Source organism: Qipengyuania nanhaisediminis (assembly GCF_045862805.1).
In the GTDB taxonomy this organism is placed as follows: Bacteria; Pseudomonadota; Alphaproteobacteria; order Sphingomonadales; family Sphingomonadaceae; genus Erythrobacter; species Erythrobacter nanhaisediminis_A.
Window position 1 is genome coordinate 2,393,147 of sequence record NZ_AP025760.1, and the last position, 22,424, is coordinate 2,415,570.

Here is a 22,424-nt window from a genome sequence, read left to right on the forward strand (position 1 = left end):
TTCGTCCGCGCGGGAGTTTGCCCCGCGCTCATCACAGTCGTCTCAGGCCCTTAGTCGGGAGGATCGCTCCCCATGAAACGCGACAGGCGGGTAACGGCCTGTCCGATCCGGTCCGCTGCAGACGCCTTGCGAGTTCCGCCGCGGCTGCCGCTGTGACCCGACACGCCCAGATGGACGACATTTTCGCGGCCCAATGCCACAGACAGAGCGTTGCGGTCCAGAGGCAAGACAGTCCCCCGCATGCCAGAACCCTCGGCATCGCATCCCACGCGCCAGGCCTGGTCGAGCTTCTTGCGCCCGTCCTCGGAACTGTCGCTCGCGTGGAGCAGCAGGGCAATCCGACCGCTGCGCGCATGTTCTGCCAGCTTGGCCGAGCCGAGCACGATATTGCCGCCGCGAAGTTCGAGACCGAGCCTGTCGAGCAGAGTTCGCGCAAGCGCGGCTTCGACCAATTGCGGCAATTCGTCGCTGTAGGAAAGCGCCGCACCCTCCGGCCCGCCCTTGAAGGCGCGCATCAGGGCCCGCTTGAGATGGCCCTCTACGATCGCCTTTTCAAGCGCGGCCCGGTCCGGCGCGATCCACGCGCCACGCCCCGGTGCCTTGGCACCCGGGTCGGGCAGCACTTCGCCGGTCAACGAAACGGCCAGACGGATCAGATCCTCGCGGGGGAAGGTCTCACCCGAAAGGACGCAGCGGCGCTCGCTCCCGGAAGCAGGTCCGTGAGCGCCATCGTCAACGATGTCGGAATCTACGCGCTCATTGGGTGGAGTCCGCATCGGCGGCCTCCTCGGTGGGAGCCGATGCCGGCTCCTCATCTTCGGACCCCGACGCAGCCGCCTGCGGCTCCTCGTCCTCGAACCAGTGTGCACGGGCAGCCATGATGATCTCGTTGCCCTGCTCTTCGCTCAAGCCGTATTCGCCCAGCACGCCGCCCTTGTCCTGCTCGCGCTGCGGACGACGCAACGGCGGACCGTCCGGATTGTTGCGGCGACGCGGCGCCTCTCGCTTCTTGGCGATCAGTTCATCGGTGGCGAGATCGGCGAGATCGTCGAGCGTCTTGATCCCGGCCTTGCCGAGCGTGACCAGCATCGCTTCGGAAAGGTGCGGGAGCTCGGCGAGATCATCCTCGACACCGAGTTCGCGGCGGGTTTCGCGGTGCGCGGCTTCCTGGCGTTCGAGTGCCTCGATCGCGCGGCTCTGGAGTTCCTCTGCGAGGTCTTCGTCAAAGCCCTCGATGCTGGCGAGCTCCTCGAGCTCGACATAAGCGACTTCCTCGAGCTCGGCGAAGCCTTCGGCCACGAGCAGCTGCGAAAGCGTTTCGTCGACGTCGAGCTCTTCCTCGAACATCTTGGAGCGTTCGGCGAATTCCTTCGAGCGCTTCTCGCTCGCCTCTTCCTCGGTCATGATGTCGATCTGGTGACCGGTGAGCTGGCTGGCGAGGCGCACGTTCTGGCCGCGGCGGCCGATCGCGAGGCTGAGCTGGTCGTCGGGGACCACCACCTCGATCCGGCCGTCCTCTTCGTCGAGCACGACGCGCGCAACCGTTGCCGGCTGCAATGCGTTGACGACGAAGGTTGCGGTGTCTTCCGACCAGGGGATGATGTCGATCTTCTCGCCCTGCAGTTCCTGGACGACCGCCTGGACACGGCTGCCCTTCATGCCGACGCAGGCACCGACCGGGTCGATCGAGCTGTCGTGGCTGATAACGCCGATCTTGGCGCGGCTGCCCGGATCGCGCGCGGCGGCCTTGATCTCGATGATGCCGTCGTAGATTTCGGGCACTTCCTGTGCGAACAGCTTGCGCATGAAATCGGGGTGTGCGCGGGAAAGGAAGATCTGCGGACCGCGATTGTTGCGCTCGACCTTGGTGATGAGGGCGCGGACACGTTCGCCGACACGCGCGGCCTCGCGCGGAATCTGCTGATCGCGGCGAATGACGCCTTCGGCGCGGCCGAGATTGACGATGACATGGCCGAATTCGACCGACTTGATCACCCCGGTGATGACTTCGCCGGCGCGGTCCTTGAATTCCTCGAACTGGCGCTCGCGCTCGGCATCGCGGACCTTCTGGAAGATCACCTGCTTGGCGCTCTGCGCGTCGATGCGGCCGAGATCGACCGGCGGCAGCGGGTCAACGATGAAATCGCCGATGGCAGCGCCGTCCTGAAGCTTCTGCGCCTGCTTGAGATCGACCTGCTTGAAATAGTCGTCGACCTCCTCGACCACCTCTACCACGCGCCACAACGTCAGATCGCCGGTATTCGGGTCGAGCTTGGCGCGGATGTCGTTTTCCGCGCCGTAGCGGTTGCGCGCGGATTTCTGGATCGCCTCTTCCATCGCCTCGATGACGATCGACTTGTCGATCATCTTCTCGGATGCAACGGAATTCGCAATCGCGAGCAGTTCTGCCTTGTTGGCGGAAATGGCACTGGCCATCAGTCGTCTGCCTTTTCTTCTTCGGTGTCTTCGAGCATTTCGTCGACACCGCTGGTGTCGATCGGTCGGGTGGCAGCGATCAGCGCGTCGGTGAGGACGAGCCTGGCGCTGTGAATCTGGTCTTGCGGCAGGTGTACATCGCCCGCCTTGGAATCGGACATGATCACCCTGCCATCGGAAATGCCGCCAAGCGTGCCCTTGTGAACACGCTGGCCGTCAAAGCCCTTGTCCATGACAATCCGCGCCTCGTGTCCGGCCCAATTTTCGAAATCCTTGGCTCGGGTCAGCGGGCGGTCGATCCCGGGCGAGGAAACCTCGAGGTGATAGGCGCCTTCGACCAGCACTTCACCGGCCTCTTCGCGCGCGTCGAAGGCATCCGAAACCCGGCGCGAAAGCGCCGCGCATTGCTCGATCACCAACTGCCCGGTGGCGGGGTCTTCGGCCATGACCTGGAGCGCCTGCCCGCCATCGCCGGCCTCGGACGGCATCATCTTGACGCGCACGAGTTCGAAACCCAGCGCGCGCGCTTCGGGTTCGATCACTTCGGTCAGACGGGCAATATCGGTCATTCGTTCCTGTCGCTGGCAATGCTTCGGCAAGGGCGCTTCGGCAAGGGCTCGGGGTGCCGGCCCCTCTCGGCGCCAGCCCCTTCAAAGTCTCGACGATGTCGGGATGGATCAGCAGTTAGGCGCGCATTGCGACTTTGGCAAGTGGTGATCCGCGCGAAATGTGGACGGCCGCAACCCACGCGGCGTGCTTACAGGCCCGAGCCGACCCCGCCAATCCAGTCGCGGGCTGTGTTGGCGAGTTGCTCGCGCTCGATGTCCTCGAACGAATCCTGGTAATACTTGATGCCCTTGACGAAGGCATCGGAGACCGGAATTTCGAAGGTCATGCCGATGTGATTGCCTTCGCGCCGTGCGACGATCATGAAATGATCGATCGGGCCACTGCGCAGGAACCCTTCGGCACCAATCTCGATCGGGTCATTGACCGCGATCAGGACGCCGGTGCGCGACAGGTTTGTAATGATGCAATCGACGCGGCCAGCGACCGCAATGAATTTTGCCGGCAGGCTCAGCGGCAGGCGCGGTGCCGCGCGGCCATGATCTGCTTCAGCTTGCGACACGTCTCGTGCTCCGTTCGACACAAGGCCTCTATAATTCGGGCCATCGCGAGAATGATGGCACAGCGGACCGATCCATTGGTGAAGAGAGAAAGTAAACAACGGCCTAGCAACGCTCTAGGCGTTGGGAGCGCAAGCTGGCGCTAAGTGGCTTTAGCGCGGATCGGCGCCCCATCCGCCAGCGGGTTCGCCGCTCGCATCGCGCATTGACCCGTTTTCGGTCGTCGATGCGTCATAACCCCAGCCATCTTCGGCCAGCGAACGTGCGCGGGCTTCCTCGCGGGCAGCGACAATGGCCTTGTCTGCGTTGTTTTCCGCTCGATCGGCGTAGTCTTCAGCGACCTGGGGCGCGACATAGGAAAACGACGATGCGGCGATCAGCGTGATGATCACGCCCAGCCCGGTGATCGCCAGGATAGCGAGGCGCACCACGCCGGTCAGACTGTCAACGAAATCCACCAAAGCCTGCATTTCCATGCCTCCCAAGCGCGCGGCCCGAACGTGTCGCACCCCTTGTCGATAATGCAGGAAGGTAAAGAAGTGGTGGAACGCGCTGCGAGACGCCGAAAGCCCTGCGGCTAACCCTCTTCCATCAGGGCGTGCTTCTTGATGCAATGACGCAGCTGGTCATAGCTCAGTCCCAGCGCCTTGGCGGTCTGGCGCTGATTCCAACGGTGCTTGCCAAGCGCGTGCTCGACGATCGCGCGCTCGTGCGCATCGACAGCCGCGCGCAGGTCCTCGATTTCGTCGAAACACGGCGCGCTGGTGCCGAAATCGGCGGGCTGCGGAACCGCGCTTCCCCCGGTTTTCGCAGGCGTGGCGCGGTGCGGCGGTGCTGCAGGCTTCCAGGGACTGTCGAAGGGATCGAACTGGACATGGGCGATCGGGCTTTCGGGATCGTCCCAGCGATAGACCGCGCGTTCGACCACGTTGCGAAGCTCGCGCACATTGCCCGGCCAGGGATAGTCTTCCAGCTCGGTCATGACGTGTTCGGCAAAACCGGGCCATGCGTGCCATTCGAGCTCGGCCGCCATGCGCCGCGCGAAATATTCGGCCAGCACCCCGACATCGCCTTCGCGCACGCGCAGCGGCGGCAGGGTGATCACCTCGAAGCTCAAACGGTCGAGCAGGTCGGCGCGAAACTCGCCTGCCTGTGCGAGAGCCGGAAGGTCGTCATTGGTCGCGGCGACGATACGGACATCGACCCGGATCGGGCGCGAGGCACCGATGCGCGTGACCTCGCCATATTCGACCGCGCGCAGCAGCCTTTCCTGCGCGCCCATCGACAAGGTGCCAAGTTCGTCGAGAAACAAGGTGCCTTTGTCGGCTTCCTCGAACCGTCCCGCGCGCGATTTGGTAGCACCGGTGAAGGCTCCTGCCTCGTGGCCGAACAGTTCGGCCTCGATCAGCGTTTCGGGAAGCGCAGCGCAATTCATGGTGACGAGCGGTTCGTCCCATCGCGATGACAGACGGTGCAGGCGCTCGGCGATCAGTTCCTTGCCCGTTCCGCGCTCGCCGATGACGAGCACCGGACGGCTCATCGGAGCGGCACGGCTGGCGCGTTCGACCGCGTCGAGAAATGCGCCGGACTGGCCGATGAACTGGTTTTCGCGTTCCACTGCCCCCCCTCTTCGCCCAAACTATAGTGAAATTTCCCAATGATTGGCAACCGGCACCAGAAGAAAATCCGGGCCTTAGGATATTTTCTTTACAACTCAATGGTTTGCTGCGTTTGGCACAGCGATTGCAGAACCTTGGTCAACACCGATTTTCAACGCAAAGGACGATCAGCCATGCAAGCACAGAGTTTTTTCGCCACCAAACTGGGCAAGGCTTCGCTCGCCAGCGTCACTGCCATGGTGGCGATGATCGCGCTGACTTCGCAGCTCAATCTCGTCAGCGAGGCATCGGCCCATGCTCACCCGCAGAACACGGCCATGCTGGTCGAACTGGCCTGATAGACGCGTGAGCAAGCCCGACACCCCCTCCCCTGCCCCCGGCGCCTCGCGCTCCGGCGAAGGCGCTGGCAAGGGCAAGCCTGCCGAGGCCGGCAGTTCTGCCGAAGCCGAAGAGAGCGCTGCCGAGGGCGGATTCGAACCGGGCGACGACTTCCAGCCCTTCTTCACGCCGCGAAAGGACGCAGCAACCGTATCGAGCAGCGCTCCTGCCGAAGGCAAGGGAAAGACCAAGGGCCGCCTCTCGCGGCTCGATGCCGAAATCGAAGCCTTGCGCCGCAGCCCCACTCCGACGCAGACTGACAGCTGGAGCGACCCGGAAACAGGGCCGCGTGACAACAAGACCAACCCGTTCCTCGATGGAGTAGCCTTCATGGGCATTTTCAGCCGCACCCGCGACATCATTGCCGCAAACTTCAACGACCTGCTCGACAATGCCGACGACCCGTCGAAGATGATCCGCATGATCATCCTCGAAATGGAGGAGACGCTGGTCGAGGTCCGGGCGAGCGCGGCACGCACCATTGCCGACCAGAAGGAGATGCACCGCCACGTGGTCAAGCTCGACCGGCTCCAGGCCGACTGGTCCGAAAAGGCGCAGCTGGCGCTGTCGAAGGACCGCGAGGATCTCGCCCGCGCGGCGCTGATCGAGAAGAAGAAAGCCAGCGACATGGGCGATCAGCTACGCGCCGAGATCGCGGTGCTCGACGATGCCCTGCGCGCCTACGAGGTCGATATTCAGAAGCTGCAGCACCGCTTGCGCGAGGCCCGCAGCCGCCAGACCCAGATCGCCGCGCGGCTCGAAAGCGCGGAGAACCGCGTCAAGCTGCGCACCCTGATGAGCACCGAGCGCACGGACGAGGCGCTGGCGCGCTTCGACCAGCTCGAACGCCGGGTCGATTATGCCGAGGGCCGCGCGGATGCGATCGCCATCGGCCAGGACGGACCGCCGTCCTTGTCGGACGAGATTGCCGCGCTCGAAGGCGCCGATGCGATCGACGACGAACTCGCTGAAATGAAAAAGGCGCTGGGCAAGGACAGCGCCAGCCAGATCGAAAAAGACAAAGGGGAATAAAGGTGGATCCCGAATTTATCGTACTTCCGATGGTGCTCATCGGCCTGCCGTGGCTGATCATGCATTACGTGACCAAGTGGAAGACTGCGGCCACGATCACCAATGACGACGAGGTGTTGCTCGAGGAGCTCTACAACCTCGCCAAGCGGCTCGACGAACGCATGGACACGGTCGAACGGCTGGTCGCCACCGACGACCCCTCGTTCAACCCGGTCAAGCGCATCCAGCCCGACCAGGACAGTGACAACCAGCAGCTGCGCGAGCTCGAACAATTGCTCGCCGAGAAGAAAGGAGCCCGCCCGTGAACACCCCGCGCACCACGCTCTATCGCGATACCCGCCACGCCAAGTTTCTGGGCGTCATCTCGGGGATCGCCGAATATACAGGGCTCAACCGCTTCTGGCTGCGCATTGGCGCGGTGGCGCTCACGATTGCCTTTGGCTGGCCGCTGATCGCCTATCTGATCGCGGGCTTCGCGCTTCAGAAGAAGCCGCCGCATCTTTATCGCGACCACCAGGAAGAGCGCTATTGGCAGCGCGTGCGCCAGAGCCCGAGCCGTTCGGCCCGCGAAATCCGCGCCCGCTTCCGCGACATCGACCGCCGGCTCGCCGATGTCGAGACCTATTATGTCAGCAACAATCCGCGCCTGACCGCGCAGATCGAGGAATTGCGCTGAAACGCGGGTGACCGGTCGAAAGAGGGAGAATGAAACGTGGGTGATCTGATCGGACTGGTGGCGGTGGCTGCGCCGTTTCTGATGGTGGTCGCGATCGTCTGGATCGCCAACCAGAAGAAGCTGGAAGAGAAGAAGATCGAGGCGACCGCATCGCAAAGCGCCGAAAAGGCCGCGCAATATGCCAGCCAGATCCAGAAGCTCGAAGACCGGGTGCAGGTGCTCGAACGCATCGTCACCGATCGCGGCTACGACGTCGCAACCCAGATCGAGGCGCTGCGCGACGTGCGCGATGTCGAGGAAAAGGACAGCGGCGTGCCGCTCGAAATCAACAGGAAGGAACAGGTATAATGGATTGGGGTGGGCCCTCTTTTGTCATCGCGATCATCGCGATCAGCACTGCCGGCTGGATCATCAACAACTGGATCCGCGCCAAGCACGGCTACGACCTCGAGGACGAATGGGGCGGCAAGACCACGGTCAAGCGCGACGATGCCGAGACCAAGCGCCTCAAGGCAGAAAATCGCGAGCTTCACGACAAGCTCGATGCCATGCAGGATCGGATGATCGTGCTCGAGAAGATTGTCACCGATCGCGGTTACACGCTCGCCGAGGAGATCGAGGCGCTGCGCGATGTGCCCGCTCCCCGATCCGGCTCCAGCGAAAGCGGCGTGCCGCTCGACCTCGGCACGAAGAAGGAGACTTCGGCATGAGCGTCGATGCAGCTGCAATTATCGTTCCGCACCTGCCCTGGATCATCGGCGGAGGACTTGCTCTGGGCGCAGCCGGCATCTTCGGCTGGATCCAGACGACCAAGATGCGGATCGAACACGGCTACCCGCTCGATGGCACCTGGGGCCAGGCCCTCAAGCCTTCCACCGATGGCGAGACCAAGCAGCGGGTCGCCCTCTTGACCCAAGAGAACGCCGAATTGCGCGCCGAGCTCGGCTCGATGAAGGACCGGCTTGCCAATGTCGAACGGATCGTCACCGATAGCGGCTACGCGCTAACATCCGAAATCGACGCGCTGCGCGAGCGTGCGCTTGAAAACCGCAAGGACGAAGGGAACGCCTGATGCTGGACATGGACCTCGTGCTGATCTTCAGCTTCATCACCGTGGTGACGCTGGTGCTGGGAATATCGGTCAATGCGATCGTGGCGAAGGTGCTCGCGCATCGCCGCTGGGAGCGCGAGCGCGAGGCCGGTGGCAATTCCGGTTCCGCGATGATTGCCGATGACCGGGTCGACCTGATCGAGGACCGCGTGCGCGTGCTCGAACGGCTTGCCACCGATCGCGGGCAATTGCTGTCCGATGAGATCGAGGCGCTGCGCGACGAGCGCGCCCGCGCCGAAGCGCGCCAGGAGGCACGGCGCGAGGCGGAGAAGGGCTGATGTTCGGAGCCGACACCCCGCTTGTTTTCGAGGCGCTGCAGCTGGCAGGACTGGCTGCCGCCATCGGGGCCTGCGCCGTCTGGTGCGTGGCACGCCATCGCAAGGGCCAGGGCAATGCGTCCGGTCGGGCTGGTCTTGAAGAGGCCAATCTCGAAAGCCGGGTCCGCGTGCTCGAACGCATTGCCACGGACCGCAGCATCGACCTTGCTGACGAAATCGAGAGCCTGCGCGACCCTGCCCCGGCCGGCGCCAGCAAAGGAGCAGGGCAATGAGCGGCTGGGCGATAGTTGCGGTGGTCGCGATCGTTGTCTGGGGCATCGTCCAGATGTCCAAGGCGCGCGCCGGGATCATCTCCGATGAGGACGGCAACGAGACCTATATCGGGCGCGGCGACGAAGCCTCGCGCGCGGAAATCGAAGATACCCGCCGCGAGATCGAGCAATTGCGCGAACGGCTTCACGTCCTTGAACGGATTGCCACCGACAACAACACCATGGACGCGCGCGAGCGCGCCCGGATCGCCGCTGAAATCGAGGCGCTGCGCGCGCCGGGCGAACCCTCGCTCGATGAAACCGCATCAACTTCGCACGGGAAGGAGCAAAGCCGATGATGACGGATCCAACACTCGTGATCGCTGCCACTTGCCTGGTGGGGCTTATCGTAGTGGCCTTCGCGCTGCTGCGCGGATGGCAGGGTTGGCTCGCTTACAAGCGCGAGGCGCTCGACCGCCTCCAGCGCGGTGCCGGTCACGGCGAGATCGAGGGCGGCGCGGCCGTTGGCGCGGCTCGGATCGAACTGGCCGACATGAAAGAGCGGATCAAGAAGCTCGAAGCGATCGCCAGCGGGGTCGAGCTCTAGCGCGCGTCGTCTGGCAGGCCTTTCGCTCGCGACCCGGCCCTGCCCCTTCCCCTTCGCGCTTGCGCTCCCTAAATGCGCGCCATGCGATCCCTCGATGACATCTACGAAGAATACACCTTTCTCGAAGGCGACGAACGCTATCGGCTGCTGATCGAACTCGGCCGCGAGCTCGACGCGATGCCGCAAGCGCTCAAGACCGATGCGACGCTCGTGCGCGGATGCTCGGCAGCCGTGTGGGTATATCCCACCGAGACCGGCGATGCGGGCAACTTGCATTTCCTCGCCGACAGCAATGCTGCGATCACCAAGGGGATGGTCGCCCTCGTGATCGCCGCCGTGCAGGATCGCCCCGCGGCCGAAGTCGCGGCGATGGACGTGACCGGCGCGCTCGAACGCTTCGACCTGAAGAACCAGTTGTCGAGCAACCGCACCCAGGGCGTCCCCAACATGATCGCGCTGGTCAAGGAGCACGCCGCCCGGCTGGCCGCTTCATGAGTCGGTTGCGCCCGTTCTATACGCTGGGAGGGATCGCCAGCGTGGTGCTCGCCGCGGTGGGCGCGGCGCTGCCGATCGTGCCGACCGTGCCCTTCCTGCTGCTCGCGGTCTATTGTTTTGCGCGCAGCAATCCCGAATGGGAACAGCGCATCCTCGATCATCCAACCTATGGCCCGCAGATCGCCGACTGGCGCGAACGCCGCGCGATCTCGCGCAAGGCCAAGGTCGCAGCGGTGCTGGCGATGAGCGCCGGCGTGGCCTTCACCGCGCTGACGCTCGGCTTTCCCTATGTCTGGATCTCGATCGCCGTGCTGGTGATCGCTGGAAGCTGGATCGTCACCCGCAACGAATGATGCCGGCGTTCAGGCGCCGGCGCTCTCGCGCACTTTTGCCGCACCCTCTTGCGCCTGGCGCCTGAGCTCGGCCTTGAGCCGCGCCGGATCGCGCGCGATGACGAAGCCGAAGCTGACCCCGCCCTCCTTGCCGATCGTCGCGTGGTGAAGCTTGTGCGCCTGGACGATCCGCTTGGCATATCCTCGCTTGGGCACCCAGCGGAAGAAGCGCTGGTGAACCAGCCCGTCATGCACCAGAGCATAGAGCAGGCCATACAGGTTGATACCCAGAGCCACCCACCACAGCGGCTCGTAATAGAGCGCGCCGACAAGATAGAGCGCGACATCGATCGCGCCAAACACAACACCGAAAAGGTCGTTTTTTTCGAGCCGGTTGGCGTGCGGTTCGTGGTGGTCGCGGTGCCAGGCCCAGCCGAAGCCGTGCATGATGTATTTGTGCGCGAACCAGGCGAAGAATTCCATCCCCACCAGCGCTCCCAGCGTGATCGCACCTGCCTCGAGCCAGGTCATTCGCTCGTCTTCCTCTGATCCGCGGCGCGCGCAGTTCGCGCCGCGCCAATGCCCGCCGCCCGCGCCCGGGGCAATGCCCACCAGGGCACGTCGGGGCGGCGATGATGTTCGAGATGATAGCCGAAATGAAAGCAGGTGGCGAGGCTCGCCAGCCGCCCGAACCCGTCAGTGCGCGCATTGTGGCTGTCTTCGAATCGATCGTCAGGGGCATGGCTGTGGGGGCGATAGGTGCCGAAATAGAACAATTGCAGCGAGGACAGCAGCGCCGGCGCGCCATAAAGCAGAACGATCTGGACCATGGGGATGTCGAGCACCAGCCAATAGAACGCCACCACCGCGTTGACGAAGACGAGCGATTGCCAGCCGAAATATCTCCGGAAGAAGGTCGCGTACCAGCGCCAGAAATCGCTCGGATTGTTTTCGTCGAAATCGGGATCGCCCGCGTGGCCTGACAGCTTGTGATGCGCGAAATGGGCATCGCGCAGGCGCCGCCACCCGAACCCAGCATAGAGGAACAACAAAACCGTGCCGATGGCCGCGCTCAATCGCGGTCGGCCGGGCGCAAGGCTACCGTGCATCGCGTCGTGGCAGACGATGAACACGCCCACTGACAGCCAGCATTGCAACGCTGCCAGAACGAGGCCGATCGGCAAGGTCTCCCAGCCAAGCTCGAAAACGAACATCGCAAAAGCGTGGATCGCCAGCCAGCTGCCCGCGATCAGCGCCGCCAGAGCAAGCCCGACCGCGCCCTGGAGCGCGGCACCGGGTAGAGCGAAAGGGCGCAGCGCTGGAGGGGTGGAGGCAGTCGAACGGGGCATGGACCTGCCTATAGGGCGCGCCGCGCTCGCCGGAAAGTCGCAAGCAGGCGAAGCCTTTCGATCAATCGCTGTCGGGAAAGAACAATGCGCGCAAGTGCTCGCCGATGCGCGCCGGCCTGAGCGTTTGCGCATCGATGCAGCACCAGCTCGACCGCACTTCGGCAAGCACGTCCTCGCCGCGGCGGATGACCGTGTGATAGAATGCGCGCGCGCCCTGATATTGCTCGAGCACGGTCTGGGCGATCACGTCGTCTTCGAGAAATGCCGGCTTGCGATAGGTGATCTCGTGCTTGAGCGCGACCCAGGCCTTCGAAGCGACATCTTCGGCAGGCGCGATCCGGTTCCAGTGCGCGAGCACCGCGTCCTGCACCCAGCCCAGATAGCGGGCATTGTTGACATGGCCCATGAAGTCGATGTCTTCGGGTAGGACCCGGATCGGAAACTGGAATGGCGCTGCTGACATGCTTGTAAGTTAAGCGCGAATAGGTTTCGTTTCCATCACTAAATCCATTCGCGCGCACCACGATGTTGCCAGTGTGGCCCAAGCGCCGCTAATCGCGGCAAGACAAAGCTTGGAAAAACCCGCTCATGGCATCGCGTCCGCGCACCTTGTACGAAAAGATCTGGGACGATCACGTTATCGAGACCCGCGATGACGGGACCGCGCTGGTCTATATCGACCGGCATCTCGTCCACGAAGTCACCAGCCCGCAGGCCTTCGAGGCGCTGCGGCTTTCTGGACGCACGGTGCGCCGCCCCGAACTCACCCTTGCCGTGCCCGACCACAACCTTCCGACCACCGCGCGCCTGGATGAAGATGGCGCGCGGCTGCCGATCGCCGATGACCAGAGCGCAGCCCAGCTTGCCGCGCTCGAGGCCAACACCGCGCATTTCGGCATCCGCTATATCGATGCCACCGCGCCCCAGCAGGGGATTGTCCACGTGGTCGGCCCCGAACAGGGGTTCTCGCTACCCGGCACCACCATTGTCTGCGGCGATTCGCACACGGCCTGCCACGGCGGCCTCGGCGCGCTTGCCTTTGGCATCGGCACCAGCGAGGTCGAACACGTGCTCGCGACCCAGACGCTGTTGCTGCGCCGCTCGAAAAGCATGGAAGTGCGCGTCGAGGGCATGCTCGGCCCCGGGGTCAGCGCCAAGGACCTCGTGCTCCACATCATCGGCGCAATCGGTGCGGCCGGCGGTACCGGTCACGTTATCGAATATCGCGGTGCGGTGTTCGAGGCGATGACCGTCGAGGAGCGGCTGACGGTCTGCAATATGAGCATCGAGGCGGGCGCGCGCGCCGGCCTGATCGCGCCCGATGACACCACGTTCGCTTACCTCAAGGGGCGTCCGATGGCGCCGCAGGGTGAGGATTGGGACAAGGCTGTCGCCTATTGGCGAACCCTCAACACCGATCCGGGCGCGCGCTTCGACAAGACGGTCACGATCAATGCTGCATCGGTCGAACCGACGGTCACCTGGGGTACCAGCCCGGAAGACGTGGTCGCGATCGGCGGGACCGTGCCTTCACCCGACAGCTTTGCCGATCCGGCCAAGCGCAAGGCCGCCGCCGCGAGCCTCGAATATATGGGACTCACCCCCGGCACCCCGATGAGCGCGATCGCGATCGAGAACGTCTTCATCGGCAGTTGCACCAACAGCCGGATCGAGGACTTGCGCGCGGCAGCAGCGGTCCTCGACGGGCGGCGCAAGGCCGACAATGTCCGCTGGGCAATCGTGGTCCCGGGATCGGGCCTCGTGAAACGCCAGGCCGAGGATGAGGGGCTTGACCGGATCTTCACCGCGGCCGGGTTCGAATGGCGCGAACCGGGCTGTTCGGCGTGCCTTGCGATGAACCCCGACAAGGTGCCTGCCGGCGAACGCTGCGCCTCGACCTCGAACCGGAATTTCGTCGGCCGCCAGGGTCCGGGCGCGCGCACCCACCTGTTGTCGCCGGCCATGGCTGCCGCTGCCGCTGTCGCCGGCCATCTCGCCGACGTGCGCAAGCTCACTTGATCGCGCACAGCCCAGCGCACACATCTTGCCAATCCTCCTCACCCTGCCCAAGAGAACAAGCATGACCAAGAAATCCACCGCCGCCATCGCCGGAGCGATCGGGTCCGCCGCAATCGCCGCCGCGCTGCTCTATGCCAACAAGCGCGCCAAGACGAAGAACGAGCCGAGCCAGCCCGGCCCCATCCCCTCGGGCGAGAACCCGGAAACCGATTGATGCGAGCCGTCACGCGGGTATCGGGGCGCGCCATCCCCCTTGGCGCAAGCAATGTCGACACCGACATCATCATTCCTGCCCGCTGGCTCAAGACCATCACCCGCGAGGGGCTGGGACAAGGCGCGTTCGAGACGATCCGCGCAGTTCCCGGCAATGTCTTCGACGATCCCGCATTTGATGGCGCGCCGATCCTGATCGCGGGCGACAATTTCGGCTGCGGGTCGAGCCGCGAACACGCTGCCTGGGCGCTCACGGACATGGGGCTGCGCGCGGTGATCGCTCCAAGCTTTTCGGACATCTTCTCGGGGAATGCTGTCAAGAACGGCATCCTTCCCATCGTCCTGCAGCAGAGCGCGATCGATCGGTTGATGGAGGTCGCCCAGCAGGGCGAGACCATCGATATCGACCTCGACACGCAGACCGTCACCACCGCTTTCCAGGATCGCTTCGCTTTCGAGATCGACCCATTTCGAAAGCACTGCCTTATCAACGGGCTCGACGAGGTCGCGCTCACGCTCGAGCGCGGCGATGCGATCGCCCGCTTCGAAACACGCCGCGAACAGGCCCAGGGATGGGCCATGCGCGGAACCACCAGCTAGACGAGGGAGACCATCGCCATGAAAGCCATCCAGACCCACCAGGTGGGCGGACCCGAAACCCTGACACTCGACGAGATCGCGGTCCCGACCCCGGCCAAGGGAGAAGTGCTGGTGGATGTCAAAGCCTGCGCGATCAATTATCCCGACACGCTGATGATCCGCGACCTCTACCAGTTCAAACCCGAACGCCCCTATTCCCCCGGAGGCGAGATCGCCGGGGTGGTCGAAGCGGTCGGCGAAGGGGTGAGCCAGTTCAAGCCAGGCGACCGCGTTATGGCGGGCATGGGCAATGGCGGCCTTCGCGAAAAGGCGATCGTCCCGGCCGCGCGGATTTTCCCGGTTCCCGACGGCGTGCCGCTCGAAAAGGCGGCATCGCTCCTGATGACCTACGGGACCACCATTCACGGCCTCAAGGATCGCGGTCACATCAAGCCGGGCGACAATGTGCTCATCCTTGGCGCGGCGGGCGGCGTCGGGCTGTCGGCGGTCGAACTGGCCAAGGCGTTCGGCGCGCGGGTGATCGCCGCAGTCTCGAGCGAGGCCAAGGGCGAAGTCGCGAAGAAGGCCGGCGCCGACGAGGTGGTAATCTATCCGCGCGAGGAGATGGACAAGGCCGCTTCCAAGGAACTCAGCCAGAAATTCAAGCAGGCCTGCGGGCCCGAAGGGGCGAACATCGTCTATGACATTGTCGGCGGGCAATATTCCGAACCGGCGCTCCGCGCGATCGCCTGGGAAGGCCGCTTTCTGGTCGTCGGCTTCCCGGCGGGTATCGCGAAGATGCCGCTCAACCTGACCCTGCTGAAAAGCTGCGATATCTGCGGGGTCTTCTGGGGCGCCTTCACCGCCCGCGAACCGGAGCGTTTCGTCGAACAGGTCAAGGAATTGTTCGCCTTGATGCAGGACGGCAAGATCGACCCGCTGGTCTCCGAGACTTTCCCGCTCGAACGCGCGGGCGAAGCGATTGCCAAGCTCGAAAACCGCGAGGCCGTGGGCAAGCTCGTCGTCACCATGGATTAATCGCGCGTGCACTCCGCGCTGCCGCTTGCCGCGCGGAGCGCGTGCGCCTAGATCAGCCGACAAGAATTTCAAAGGGACTCCAATGACCGATTTCAAAGATCGCGAACGCGCCGAAGAAGCCAAGTTCGCAATGGACGAGGAAACCGCTTTCAAGATCGCTGCGCGCCGCAACCGGCTGCTGGGCGAATGGGCGGCCGGACTGATGGGCCTCACCGAAGAAGAGACCGACGCCTACAAGAAGGCGGTCGTCCAGGCCGATTTCGAGGAAGCGGGCGACGAGGACGTGATCCGCAAACTGCTCGGCGATCTGACCGCGGCCGAGGCCAATGTCTCCGAAGCCGATATCCGCGCCAAGCTCGAAGAAATGGCGATCGAGGCGCGCCGCCAGTTCATGAGCGAGCAGTAATCGCGTGCCGATGGCGCGCGACGATATCGAGGCGGCGATCCGCGCCGCCTTGCCCGATGCAGTGATCGAGCTCACCGACCTTGCCGGTGACGACGATCACTGGGCGGTCAAGGTCACTTCGGCTGAGTTCGCGGGCAAGAACCGGGTCCAGCAGCACAAGATGGTCTATGCCGCGATCGGCGAGAAGATGGGCGGCGAACTGCACGCCTTGCAAGTCTCGACTGCTGTCCCCACGTAGACCGCACGCAATTCACGAAATCCATCCAGGAAGGCTGCACATCATGTCTGATGTCCAATCGCGCATTTCCACTCTCGTCGGCGAAAATGACGTCGTTCTTTTCATGAAGGGCACCCCGCTCTTCCCGCAATGCGGCTTTTCCAGCCGCGCTGTCGCGATCCTTGATCATTGCGGCGTCTCCTACGAAAGCGTCGATGTCCTCCAGGACATGGAAGTGCGCCAGGGGATCAAAACCTATTCCGACTGGCCAACGATCCCGCAGCTTTACGTCAAGGGCGAGTTCGTCGGCGGCAGCGACATCATGATGGAGATGTTCGAAGCGGGTGAATTGCAGCAATTGATGGACGAGAAGCAGGTCGCCAAGGCCGAGAGCTGATCCGCTCACGCGCCTCGCGCGGTTTCCCGATCGAACAAGAAAAAACCGCCTCGCACGGGTACGTTTGCGAGGCGGTTTTTCTTTGGGGAGGCCGATCCGAGAGACCAGGAACGGATCGAGCCTCGATGCGAAGACTGTGTCGCTTCGTATCCTATGATGCAGTTTGCGTGCCAAAACAAACAAACTTTTGAAAATCAACGTCTTGAGTGGCGACTGCTCTTCATCAGATCGGTAGAGTGTAAGATATACCGACACAACTGCGCGCCGCTCTTGGCAAGCGCGCAAGGGCGCGCCATCTTTGCTCGCATGACCGAACCGAGCCAGACCGATGCCGCATCTCCGCCTAAGGGCATTCCCGCAGCCACCATCATCATCTTCCGCGATTGCCCCGAGGGTGGCGATCCGCAGATATTGATGACCGTGCGCTCGCGCACAATGGCCTTTGCCGGCGGCATGGCGGTGTTTCCTGGCGGCCGTGTCGATCCGGCGGACCTTTCGCTCGGCGAGCAGGTCGCGAGCGAGGCACCGGCGCCGGGTCCTGACAAGCCGATCGACCCGGTCGAGGCCGCTCACCAGATCGCGGCGATCCGCGAAACGCTCGAGGAAACCGGGCTCGCGCTCGGCCTTTCAGGGGATATCGATGCTGGCAAGGCGGCCGCGGCACGCGCCATGCTTGAAGAGCGCAACGAGCTGGCCCCCGTGCTCGAACACTTCGGCTGGCACCTCGACCTCGCGCAGATCACCCCGTTTGCGCGCTGGTATCCCAAGAACGAGCGCCTGCCGCGCGTTTATGACACCCGCTTCTATCTTGCCGATCTCGGCACCGGCGCAGTCGATGTCTCGATCGACAATTCCGAAAACACGCACCTTTTCTGGACCAGCGCCAAGGGGGCACTCGAAGCGGCCGAGCGCGGCGAGATCAAGCTCATCTTTCCCACCCGCCGGAACCTTGAACGCCTCGCCCTGTTCGCCAGCTATGCCGAGGCGCGCGCCCAGGCGGAATCGATCCCGGTGCGCACCATCGTGCCGCAGATCGTCGACGAAGGCGGGCGCACCATGCTCACCATCCTCGAGGATGCGGGCTATCCGGTGACCTCCGAATTGCTCGAGAGTGCGCATCGGTTCTGACAGCTAACAAGAATTGGCGCGCCCGGCAGGACTCGAACCTGCTGCCTCAAGATTAGAAGTCTCGCGCTCTATCCAGATGAGCTACGGGCGCGCGCCCAACCGCCATTAGCGCGCTTTGCGCAGGCCGCAAACACGGCTAGGTCTCGCCGCGATGGATAAAACCGGATCGGCTGCGCCATCGGGCGACCTTGGGGAGATCGGCGTGCGCGCGACCAGCCGGCCGCCGCCCAGTTTTCGCCATTACGATCTCGTCATGGCAGCCTTCGTTGCGATCCTGCTGCTGTCGAACCTGATCGGTGCGGCCAAGCTCACCTTTGTCGAAGTCGGCTTCTGGCCCGATGGATGGTGGCCCGCGCCCGAGGGCGTGTTCATCTACGGCGCGGGCATCCTGTTCTTCCCGCTCGGCTATGTGATCGGCGACATTCTGACCGAGGTTTACGGCTTTGCCCGTGCACGGCGGGTGATCTGGACCGGCTTTGCCGCGATGCTGTTCCTTGCCTTCATGAGCTATGTCGTGGTCTCGCTTCCGGCCTTCGAGGGCTGGCAGTGCGCAGGCAGCGAAAGCCTTGCGCTGCGCGCTGTTCCCGACAGCGCGCCAGGCACGGTGTGCCAGCAGACCTATGAAAGCGTGTTCGGAAGCACCTGGCGGATCGTCATCGCATCGGTCACCGCGTTCTGGGCGGGCGAGTTCGTCAATTCCTATGTCATGGCGCGGATGAAGGTGTGGACCCGCGGCAAGGCGCTGTGGTCACGCACGATCGGCTCGACCGTGCTCGGCCAGGGCGTCGACAGCCTCATCTTCTATCCGATTGCCTTTCTCGGCATCTGGTCGACAGAGGCGGTGGTGACGGTGATGGTCACCAACTGGCTGCTCAAGGTCGCCTGGGAAGCCGCGCTGACCCCGGTGACCTATGCGGTCGTGGCTAGGTTGAAAAAGGCGGAGGGCATCGACCTGTTCGATACGGACACCAATTTTTCGCCCTTTGCCAGCGAGCGCCCGGTCACTGCGCCCGAGCGCCGCTGAGATCGTCACCGGCTACGATCTCGCAAGTCCACCTCAGGCCAAGCCTGCCGGCGAGCGCGGCCATGTCCTTTTCCGATGACAGGCCGAACAGCGCTCCGTGGCTCTCGGCGAGCCGCAGCACCAGCTTGTCCTCCTCGATGGCGAGACCGCTGACCTGAAGCGATTTGCGCGATCGCGCCCCCAGCCGCCGCGCCAGCCGCACCGCCAGCCCCCAGCAAACTGCCTCTTCGAGCGCCTCGCGGCTCGCCAATGCCGTCACCGCTCGCGGCAGGTCGAGGACATTGCCATTGGCGGCAATGGCGGCGGCGAGCATGGCCCGCTCTGCCTCCGACACCGCGATCCAGCGCTTGTGCAGCGCCCAGTCTAAGGCCTGCGGCATGCGGATATTGGGCTCGATCTGCATCGAGGCGAGCGCGAGCATGGTTGCAGCCAGCCTCAGGCGCTCGCTACCATGCCTGCGCGGCGGCACGGCATTGACCGTCCATCCGGCTATGCGCGCGGCGAGCGGGGGCGGCGCGCCGCGCTGGGTGGCGAAGACCGAGATCCCGGCAAGCAGTGGGTCCTGCGCCTTTTCGTGATCGGGCAGCCGGTCGTAAAGCAGCCCTTCGCGCAGGCCCCAGGACGAGAAGACGATCCGGCGCGGCGCGAAACGGGCCAGCATGGCCTCTGCCAGGACCGAGGCATCGGGAAGTTTCTGCGCGCGCATCGACGAAATCCGGTCGCGCGCCTGAAGGCTCTCCACCGTCTCGGTGCCGAGCGCCTTGCCGAGCATCGCTTTCGCGGCGTCGGGCGCGATGGCAAATCCGTGCGGATCGCTGAGCGGGTGATCCATTTCCTGCATCGCATAGACCGCCATGGCGCGCAGCGTGCCACCGACAAGATAAAGCGTCTTCCCGGTGTCGATCGCCGGCGCTCCCTCGGCGAGTGCATTTTCGAGCCGCTTGCGCATCGCGCCGCGACTGGCTTGCCGGTATTCGGGCAGGCGCAAGGTGCCAAGCGGCAGCGAGACCGCCTCGCCCGGCACGCCATCGTCGAGATCGACCAGTTCGAGGCTGCCCCCACCGAGATCGGCGACGAGCCCTTGTGCACCGGGAAAGGCACCGGCGACCCCGCTCGCGCTCAGGCAAGCCTCTTCCTCGCCCGAAAGGACCCGCGCCTCGAACCCGCAATCGCGCAGGCCCGCGACGAATTGCGTCCCGTTGCTCGCATCGCGCACCGCGGCGGTCGCGACGACTTCGACATCGTCGATTTCGAGATCGGTCAGAAGCAGGGCGAAGCGTTCAAGCCCGCGCATTGCGATGGCGATCGCTTCGTCGGCGAGCACCCCCTTGTCGGCGATGTCGCGGCCAAGCCGCGCGGTGACCTTTTCGTTGAGCAGCACGCTCGGAGCGCGCATCGATCCGCCATAGATCACCAGCCGCACCGTGTTCGACCCGATATCGATGATCGCCCGGCCCGGCATGCTGCCAGCGAACACTCCGTCTCGCTCGATCATCTTGCGCTTGAGGTTCATCGCTGCCGCTCCCTGGCGAGCGACAGGCGCGGCACGGCCCCGGCCTCGAGCGCGCCGCCCCGCCCCGATAGCGAAGGGTTAGTCATGAAATAATGGTGGCAATTGAAACGCTTGGCGCTTTTGTCGAGATCGGCTGCGACCAGCGAATAGCTGCCATCGGGATGGAGCCACCAGCTCTGCTCGGTATCGAGCATGTTTGCGAGCAGCACCTGCTGGAGAATCTGGTCGTGAACCGTGCGGTTGCGGATCGGGATCAGCGCTTCGACCCGCCGGTCGAGATTGCGCTCCATCAGGTCGGCTGACGAGATGAAAAGCTTGGCGCGCACTCCGGGCATCTTTTCGCCATTGGCAAAGGCATAGATCCGGCTGTGTTCGAGGAAACGCCCGACGATCGAACGCACGCGAATATTGTCGCTCATGCCCGCAACTCCCGGGCGCAGGCAGCAAATGCCGCGCACCACCAGTTCGATCGCGACCCCTGCCCGGCTTGCCTGGTAGAGACGGTCGATCATGCCGGGATCGGTGATCTGGTTGCACTTCATCCAGATCGCCGCGGGCTTGCCCTCGCACGCATTGGCGATCTCGGTGTCGATCCGCTCGTAGAGGGTCTCGCGCAGGTTGAGCGGCGCGACCGCGATTAGTTCCAGTTCGCCGGGTTCGACATAGCCGGTAACGAAATTCATCATCTGCGCCGCGTCGCGCCCGAGCTTGGGATTGGCAGTGAAGAACGACAGGTCGGTGTAGATGCGCGCGGTCGCCGGGTGGTAATTGCCGGTGCCGAAATGGCAGTAGGTGCGAAAGCCGTCTTCCTCGCGGCGAACCACCATCGCCGCCTTGGCATGGGTTTTCCAGTCGGTGAAGCCATAGATCACCTGCACACCCGCGCGTTCGAGCTTTGAGGCCCATTTGAGGTTTTGCTCCTCATCGAAGCGGGCCTTCAACTCGACCACGGCGGTGACCGATTTTCCCGCTTCGGCCGCCTCGATCAGCGCATTGATGACCGCGCTTTGCGAGCCGGCCCGATAAAGGGTCTGCTTGATCGCCACCACGTCCGGGTCGGCGGCGGCCTGGCGGATGAAATCGACCACCACCTCGAAACTTTCATAGGGGTGGTGGATGACGATGTCCTTTTCGCGGATCGCGGAAAAGGCGTCGCCGTCATGCTCGCGAATGCGCTCGGGATAGCGCGGCGAATAGGGTTCGAACTTGAGGTCGGGACGGTCGGCAGCCGCGATCTCGCCGAGCCGCTCGATCCCGATGATTCCGTCAGTCTTGATCACCGCGGCTTCCTGGACGCCGAGCTGTTCGAGCAGCATTTCCTCGGCCCGGGGATCGAAATCGTCCTCGATCTCGAGCTGGATCACCTGGCCGCGACGGCGGCGTTGGATCGCGCTGCGGAAGGTGCGCACCAGGTCCTCGGCCTCTTCCTCGATCTCGATATCGCTGTCGCGCAGCACCCGGAACATCCCGTCACCATTGATGGCAAAGCCGGGAAACAGCTTCTTGGCATAACGCTGGATCAGGCTGGCGATCGAGATGAAGACCGCCTCGCCCGCCTCGCAATGGGTGTCGGGCACGCGAACGAAGCGCGGAAGCGCGGCGGGGATGAGCACCATCTCCATCAGCTCCTTGCCGTCGGACTTGCGGGTCAGGCTGAACAGGAGGCCTAGCCCCTCGTTCTGGACGAAGGGGAACGGGTGAGCCGGGTCGAGCGCCTGCGGAGTGACAACCGGCAGGATCTCTTCGCGGAAGAAAGCCTTGAGCCATTTGTGCGCGGCGGGCCTGACCCGTTTTTCATCGGCAATGTGGATGCCAGCCGCAGCGAGCGCCTCTCGCAGTTCGCGCCACACCTCCTGTTGCCGCGAGGATAGCTTGGCGATCTTTTCGCGGATCGCCACCAGCTGCTGAGCCGGGTTGCGACCGTCAATCGCGGGTTTTTCGATCCCGCGCTGCACTTGCCCGACGAGACCGGCCACGCGGATCATCATGAACTCGTCGAGATTGCTCCCCGAAATCGACAGGAAGCGCAGTCTTTCGAGCAGCGGATAGCTCGCGTTGCGCGCTTCGGCGAGCACCCGCTCGTTAAAGGCGAGCCAGGACAATTCCCGGTTAAAATAGAGCCGTTCGCCCGGAGCGTTCGCCGCCGGGCCTGCAATCGGAGGCGTGGATGCCGAACCGGCGGAAGGCTCGGGCATCACG

At 64.0% G+C, this 22,424-nt stretch carries 33 protein-coding genes and 1 tRNA gene; 22 read left to right on the forward strand and 12 right to left on the reverse strand.

Going from position 1 to position 22,424, the window contains the following annotated elements:
* Positions 1-50: 50 nt before the first annotated feature.
* The 6 genes from ACKTSM_RS11580 to pspF all read right to left on the reverse strand — a co-directional run bounded on the left by ACKTSM_RS11580 (position 51) and on the right by pspF (position 5,181).
* On the reverse strand, positions 51-776 hold the full coding sequence (locus tag ACKTSM_RS11580; protein ID WP_407874805.1) for a DUF448 domain-containing protein: 726 nt from the start codon (positions 774-776) through the stop codon (positions 51-53).
* A complete protein-coding gene (gene nusA / locus ACKTSM_RS11585) occupies positions 757-2,436 on the reverse strand; it encodes a transcription termination factor NusA (protein ID WP_407874806.1) in 1,680 nt (559 codons plus the stop codon). Before nusA ends, ACKTSM_RS11580 begins: the two co-directional genes overlap by 20 nt.
* A complete protein-coding gene (gene rimP / locus ACKTSM_RS11590; protein ID WP_407874807.1) occupies positions 2,436-3,005 on the reverse strand; it encodes a ribosome maturation protein RimP in 570 nt (189 codons plus the stop codon). Before rimP ends, nusA begins: the two co-directional genes overlap by 1 nt.
* Positions 3,006-3,193: 188 nt before the next feature.
* Positions 3,194-3,565: a PilZ domain-containing protein gene (locus ACKTSM_RS11595; protein ID WP_407874808.1), complete on the reverse strand. Its 372-nt coding sequence runs from the start codon at positions 3,563-3,565 to the stop codon at positions 3,194-3,196.
* 150 nt (positions 3,566-3,715) lie between these two features.
* The gene (locus ACKTSM_RS11600) at positions 3,716-4,033 is read right to left on the reverse strand and encodes a hypothetical protein (RefSeq protein WP_407874809.1); all 318 of its coding nucleotides are present in this window, start codon (positions 4,031-4,033) and stop codon (positions 3,716-3,718) included.
* A 107-nt stretch (positions 4,034-4,140) separates the two neighbouring features.
* Positions 4,141-5,181 (reverse strand): phage shock protein operon transcriptional activator, encoded by a 1,041-nt coding sequence (gene pspF, locus ACKTSM_RS11605; RefSeq protein WP_407874810.1) that lies wholly within the window; start codon positions 5,179-5,181, stop codon positions 4,141-4,143.
* A gap of 174 nt (positions 5,182-5,355) precedes the next feature.
* Here pspF and ACKTSM_RS11610 point away from each other — a divergent pair, with 174 nt between their 5' ends.
* From ACKTSM_RS11610 to ACKTSM_RS11670, 13 genes are all read left to right on the forward strand, one after another.
* Positions 5,356-5,520: a hypothetical protein gene (locus tag ACKTSM_RS11610; RefSeq protein ID WP_407874811.1), complete on the forward strand. Its 165-nt coding sequence runs from the start codon at positions 5,356-5,358 to the stop codon at positions 5,518-5,520.
* 7 nt (positions 5,521-5,527) lie between these two features.
* Complete coding sequence (gene pspA, locus ACKTSM_RS11615; RefSeq protein ID WP_407874812.1) at positions 5,528-6,592, forward strand: phage shock protein PspA; 1,065 nt, start codon at positions 5,528-5,530, stop codon at positions 6,590-6,592.
* Positions 6,593-6,621: 29 nt separating this feature from the next.
* Complete coding sequence (gene pspB, locus ACKTSM_RS11620) at positions 6,622-6,897, forward strand: envelope stress response membrane protein PspB (RefSeq protein ID WP_407876362.1); 276 nt, start codon at positions 6,622-6,624, stop codon at positions 6,895-6,897.
* Positions 6,894-7,268, forward strand: coding sequence for an envelope stress response membrane protein PspC (gene pspC / locus ACKTSM_RS11625; protein WP_407874813.1), 375 nt, complete (start codon positions 6,894-6,896; stop codon positions 7,266-7,268). Before pspB ends, pspC begins: the two co-directional genes overlap by 4 nt.
* Positions 7,269-7,304: 36 nt before the next feature.
* Positions 7,305-7,616, forward strand: a complete 312-nt coding sequence (locus ACKTSM_RS11630) for a hypothetical protein (RefSeq protein ID WP_407874814.1) — start codon at positions 7,305-7,307, stop codon at positions 7,614-7,616.
* Positions 7,616-7,978: a hypothetical protein gene (locus ACKTSM_RS11635; RefSeq protein ID WP_407874815.1), complete on the forward strand. Its 363-nt coding sequence runs from the start codon at positions 7,616-7,618 to the stop codon at positions 7,976-7,978. Before ACKTSM_RS11630 ends, ACKTSM_RS11635 begins: the two co-directional genes overlap by 1 nt.
* Positions 7,975-8,340, forward strand: coding sequence for a hypothetical protein (locus ACKTSM_RS11640; protein WP_407874816.1), 366 nt, complete (start codon positions 7,975-7,977; stop codon positions 8,338-8,340). Before ACKTSM_RS11635 ends, ACKTSM_RS11640 begins: the two co-directional genes overlap by 4 nt.
* Complete coding sequence (locus tag ACKTSM_RS11645) at positions 8,340-8,657, forward strand: hypothetical protein (protein WP_407874817.1); 318 nt, start codon at positions 8,340-8,342, stop codon at positions 8,655-8,657. Before ACKTSM_RS11640 ends, ACKTSM_RS11645 begins: the two co-directional genes overlap by 1 nt.
* On the forward strand, positions 8,657-8,929 hold the full coding sequence (locus tag ACKTSM_RS11650; protein WP_407874818.1) for a hypothetical protein: 273 nt from the start codon (positions 8,657-8,659) through the stop codon (positions 8,927-8,929). Before ACKTSM_RS11645 ends, ACKTSM_RS11650 begins: the two co-directional genes overlap by 1 nt.
* Positions 8,926-9,267 carry a hypothetical protein gene (locus ACKTSM_RS11655; RefSeq protein WP_407874819.1) on the forward strand — a complete coding sequence of 114 codons (342 nt, stop codon included), beginning with the start codon at positions 8,926-8,928 and terminating at the stop codon, positions 9,265-9,267. Before ACKTSM_RS11650 ends, ACKTSM_RS11655 begins: the two co-directional genes overlap by 4 nt.
* Positions 9,267-9,515, forward strand: coding sequence for a hypothetical protein (locus ACKTSM_RS11660; protein WP_407876363.1), 249 nt, complete (start codon positions 9,267-9,269; stop codon positions 9,513-9,515). Before ACKTSM_RS11655 ends, ACKTSM_RS11660 begins: the two co-directional genes overlap by 1 nt.
* Positions 9,516-9,596: 81 nt before the next feature.
* Positions 9,597-10,010, forward strand: coding sequence for a SufE family protein (locus ACKTSM_RS11665; protein ID WP_407874820.1), 414 nt, complete (start codon positions 9,597-9,599; stop codon positions 10,008-10,010).
* Positions 10,007-10,363 (forward strand): YbaN family protein, encoded by a 357-nt coding sequence (locus tag ACKTSM_RS11670; RefSeq protein ID WP_407874821.1) that lies wholly within the window; start codon positions 10,007-10,009, stop codon positions 10,361-10,363. Before ACKTSM_RS11665 ends, ACKTSM_RS11670 begins: the two co-directional genes overlap by 4 nt.
* A 9-nt stretch (positions 10,364-10,372) precedes the next feature.
* Here the strand turns inward: ACKTSM_RS11670 and ACKTSM_RS11675 are convergent, their stop codons facing one another.
* The 3 genes from ACKTSM_RS11675 to ACKTSM_RS11685 form a co-directional block, all read right to left on the reverse strand.
* The gene (locus ACKTSM_RS11675; protein WP_407874822.1) at positions 10,373-10,873 is read right to left on the reverse strand and encodes a sterol desaturase family protein; all 501 of its coding nucleotides are present in this window, start codon (positions 10,871-10,873) and stop codon (positions 10,373-10,375) included.
* Positions 10,870-11,691 carry a fatty acid desaturase gene (locus tag ACKTSM_RS11680; protein WP_407874823.1) on the reverse strand — a complete coding sequence of 274 codons (822 nt, stop codon included), beginning with the start codon at positions 11,689-11,691 and terminating at the stop codon, positions 10,870-10,872. Before ACKTSM_RS11680 ends, ACKTSM_RS11675 begins: the two co-directional genes overlap by 4 nt.
* A 61-nt stretch (positions 11,692-11,752) precedes the next feature.
* The gene (locus ACKTSM_RS11685) at positions 11,753-12,154 is read right to left on the reverse strand and encodes an acyl-CoA thioesterase (protein WP_407874824.1); all 402 of its coding nucleotides are present in this window, start codon (positions 12,152-12,154) and stop codon (positions 11,753-11,755) included.
* Positions 12,155-12,279: 125 nt separating this feature from the next.
* Here ACKTSM_RS11685 and leuC point away from each other — a divergent pair, with 125 nt between their 5' ends.
* The 8 genes from leuC to ACKTSM_RS11725 all read left to right on the forward strand — a co-directional run bounded on the left by leuC (position 12,280) and on the right by ACKTSM_RS11725 (position 17,688).
* Positions 12,280-13,710, forward strand: coding sequence for a 3-isopropylmalate dehydratase large subunit (gene leuC / locus ACKTSM_RS11690; RefSeq protein ID WP_407874825.1), 1,431 nt, complete (start codon positions 12,280-12,282; stop codon positions 13,708-13,710).
* A gap of 61 nt (positions 13,711-13,771) precedes the next feature.
* Positions 13,772-13,924: an isopropylmalate isomerase gene (locus ACKTSM_RS11695; RefSeq protein WP_407874826.1), complete on the forward strand. Its 153-nt coding sequence runs from the start codon at positions 13,772-13,774 to the stop codon at positions 13,922-13,924.
* On the forward strand, positions 13,924-14,523 hold the full coding sequence (gene leuD, locus ACKTSM_RS11700) for a 3-isopropylmalate dehydratase small subunit (RefSeq protein WP_407874827.1): 600 nt from the start codon (positions 13,924-13,926) through the stop codon (positions 14,521-14,523). The genes ACKTSM_RS11695 and leuD overlap by 1 nt, the downstream gene beginning before the upstream one ends.
* 18 nt (positions 14,524-14,541) lie before the next feature.
* Entirely contained in the window at positions 14,542-15,540 is a 999-nt protein-coding gene (locus ACKTSM_RS11705; protein WP_407874828.1) for an NADPH:quinone oxidoreductase family protein, read from the forward strand.
* Positions 15,541-15,622: 82 nt separating this feature from the next.
* On the forward strand, positions 15,623-15,946 hold the full coding sequence (locus ACKTSM_RS11710; RefSeq protein ID WP_407874829.1) for a DUF1476 domain-containing protein: 324 nt from the start codon (positions 15,623-15,625) through the stop codon (positions 15,944-15,946).
* Positions 15,947-15,950: 4 nt separating this feature from the next.
* Positions 15,951-16,184 carry a BolA/IbaG family iron-sulfur metabolism protein gene (locus ACKTSM_RS11715; protein WP_407874830.1) on the forward strand — a complete coding sequence of 78 codons (234 nt, stop codon included), beginning with the start codon at positions 15,951-15,953 and terminating at the stop codon, positions 16,182-16,184.
* A 43-nt stretch (positions 16,185-16,227) separates the two neighbouring features.
* Positions 16,228-16,560 (forward strand): Grx4 family monothiol glutaredoxin, encoded by a 333-nt coding sequence (grxD, locus tag ACKTSM_RS11720; protein ID WP_407874831.1) that lies wholly within the window; start codon positions 16,228-16,230, stop codon positions 16,558-16,560.
* Between the two features lie 306 nt (positions 16,561-16,866).
* Positions 16,867-17,688, forward strand: coding sequence for an NUDIX hydrolase (locus tag ACKTSM_RS11725; RefSeq protein WP_407874832.1), 822 nt, complete (start codon positions 16,867-16,869; stop codon positions 17,686-17,688).
* Between the two features lie 14 nt (positions 17,689-17,702).
* Here ACKTSM_RS11725 and ACKTSM_RS11730 read toward each other — a convergent pair.
* Positions 17,703-17,779: transfer RNA gene (locus ACKTSM_RS11730), tRNA-Arg, on the reverse strand.
* Positions 17,780-17,839: 60 nt separating this feature from the next.
* On the opposite strand from ACKTSM_RS11730, the gene ACKTSM_RS11735 reads away from it, so the two are divergent.
* Positions 17,840-18,712 carry a queuosine precursor transporter gene (locus ACKTSM_RS11735; RefSeq protein WP_407874833.1) on the forward strand — a complete coding sequence of 291 codons (873 nt, stop codon included), beginning with the start codon at positions 17,840-17,842 and terminating at the stop codon, positions 18,710-18,712.
* On the opposite strand, the gene ACKTSM_RS11740 is transcribed toward ACKTSM_RS11735, so the two are convergent.
* Both ACKTSM_RS11740 and ACKTSM_RS11745 read right to left on the reverse strand, forming a co-directional pair.
* Positions 18,690-20,225, reverse strand: a complete 1,536-nt coding sequence (locus ACKTSM_RS11740) for a Ppx/GppA family phosphatase (RefSeq protein ID WP_407874834.1) — start codon at positions 20,223-20,225, stop codon at positions 18,690-18,692. The genes ACKTSM_RS11735 and ACKTSM_RS11740 overlap by 23 nt on opposite strands.
* Positions 20,222-22,420 (reverse strand): RNA degradosome polyphosphate kinase, encoded by a 2,199-nt coding sequence (locus ACKTSM_RS11745; RefSeq protein ID WP_407874835.1) that lies wholly within the window; start codon positions 22,418-22,420, stop codon positions 20,222-20,224. Before ACKTSM_RS11745 ends, ACKTSM_RS11740 begins: the two co-directional genes overlap by 4 nt.
* Positions 22,421-22,424 lie beyond the last annotated feature (4 nt).